This is a genomic window from Flavobacterium micromati (assembly GCF_900129585.1).
GTDB lineage: Bacteria > Bacteroidota > Bacteroidia > Flavobacteriales > Flavobacteriaceae > Flavobacterium > Flavobacterium micromati.
In genome coordinates, this window is record NZ_FQWF01000024.1 from 3,455 (window position 1) to 5,485 (window position 2,031).

Consider the following 2,031-nt stretch of genomic DNA (forward strand, 5'->3'; position numbering starts at 1 on the left):
GTAGTGGAGAATAACGGAGTCGAACCGTTGACCTCCTGCGTGCAAGGCAGGCGCTCTAGCCAGCTGAGCTAATCCCCCAATTTCTTAAATTCCAAATTTTTAAATTCCAAATTCCAAAAAAATAAGGATCCCAACTTCTAGAATTTCCTTTCAATCTATTCTTATGAACGTACTTCTTTAATCCGATTACACTAAAGCGTAAAGCGATTACTTTTTTATTAGTTGTCTCGGACAGACTCGAACTGTCGACCCCTACATTATCAGTGTAGTACTCTAACCAGCTGAGCTACGAGACAGAATGATTTTTGATGAAGGCTTCCCAATTCTTGATTTCTGATCTTTTAACAATCGGAAATCTAAAATCGCTTGTCAACAATCTTAAATCTTTTTTAAATTAACAGCAAGAGTAATAAAATGTCCTTCTTTGTTTCCAATACAATCTTTGTCTTCTTTCCTAACCGTGTTTATTGCTAAACTAACAATTAGGCTCTAGAAAGGAGGTGTTCCAGCCGCACCTTCCGGTACGGCTACCTTGTTACGACTTAGCCCTAGTTACCAGTTTTACCCTAGGCAGCTCCTTGCGGTCACCGACTTCAGGCACCCCCAGCTTCCATGGCTTGACGGGCGGTGTGTACAAGGCCCGGGAACGTATTCACCGGATCATGGCTGATATCCGATTACTAGCGATTCCAGCTTCACGGAGTCGAGTTGCAGACTCCGATCCGAACTGTGACCGGTTTTGTAGATTCGCTCCTGGTCGCCCAGTGGCTGCTCTCTGTACCGGCCATTGTAGCACGTGTGTAGCCCAAGGCGTAAGGGCCGTGATGATTTGACGTCATCCCCACCTTCCTCACAGTTTGCACTGGCAGTCTTGTTAGAGTTCCCGACTTGACTCGCTGGCAACTAACAACAGGGGTTGCGCTCGTTATAGGACTTAACCTGACACCTCACGGCACGAGCTGACGACAACCATGCAGCACCTTGTAAATTGTCTTGCGAAAAGTCTGTTTCCAAACCGGTCAATCTACATTTAAGCCTTGGTAAGGTTCCTCGCGTATCATCGAATTAAACCACATGCTCCACCGCTTGTGCGGGCCCCCGTCAATTCCTTTGAGTTTCATTCTTGCGAACGTACTCCCCAGGTGGGATACTTATCACTTTCGCTTAGCCACTGAACTTGCGCCCAACAGCTAGTATCCATCGTTTACGGCGTGGACTACCAGGGTATCTAATCCTGTTCGCTACCCACGCTTTCGTCCATCAGCGTCAATATATTAGTAGTAACCTGCCTTCGCAATTGGTATTCCATGTAATCTCTAAGCATTTCACCGCTACACTACATATTCTAGTTACTTCCTAATAATTCAAGTCTAGCAGTATCAATGGCCGTTCCACCGTTGAGCGATGGGCTTTCACCACTGACTTACTAAACCGCCTACGGACCCTTTAAACCCAATGATTCCGGATAACGCTTGGATCCTCCGTATTACCGCGGCTGCTGGCACGGAGTTAGCCGATCCTTATTCTTACGATACCGTCAAGCTCCTTCACGAAGGAGTGTTTCTTCTCGTATAAAAGCAGTTTACAATCCATAGGACCGTCATCCTGCACGCGGCATGGCTGGATCAGAGTTGCCTCCATTGTCCAATATTCCTCACTGCTGCCTCCCGTAGGAGTCTGGTCCGTGTCTCAGTACCAGTGTGGGGGATCTCCCTCTCAGGACCCCTACCCATCGTAGTCTTGGTAAGCCGTTACCTTACCAACTAACTAATGGGACGCATGCTCATCTTTCACCGTTGTGACTTTAATAACTCGACCATGCGGCCATGTTATACTATGAGGTATTAATCCAAATTTCTCTGGGCTATCCCTCTGTGAAAGGTAGATTGCATACGCGTTACGCACCCGTGCGCCGGTCTCTAAGTAGCAAGCTACCTATACCCCTCGACTTGCATGTGTTAAGCCTGCCGCTAGCGTTCATCCTGAGCCAGGATCAAACTCTTCATCGTATATTGTGTGAGACAATCTCTT

General features: G+C 47.1%; 2 tRNA genes and 1 rRNA gene. All 3 read right to left on the reverse strand.

What is annotated here, in order from left to right:
- Positions 1 to 4 precede the first annotated feature (4 nt).
- Positions 5 to 78 (reverse strand) — tRNA-Ala (locus BUB42_RS15895).
- A 144-nt stretch (positions 79 to 222) separates the two neighbouring features.
- Positions 223 to 296 (reverse strand) — tRNA-Ile (locus BUB42_RS15900).
- Positions 297 to 493: 197 nt separating this feature from the next.
- A 16S ribosomal RNA gene (locus BUB42_RS15905) occupies positions 494 to 2,009 on the reverse strand.
- Positions 2,010 to 2,031: the final 22 nt, after the last annotated feature.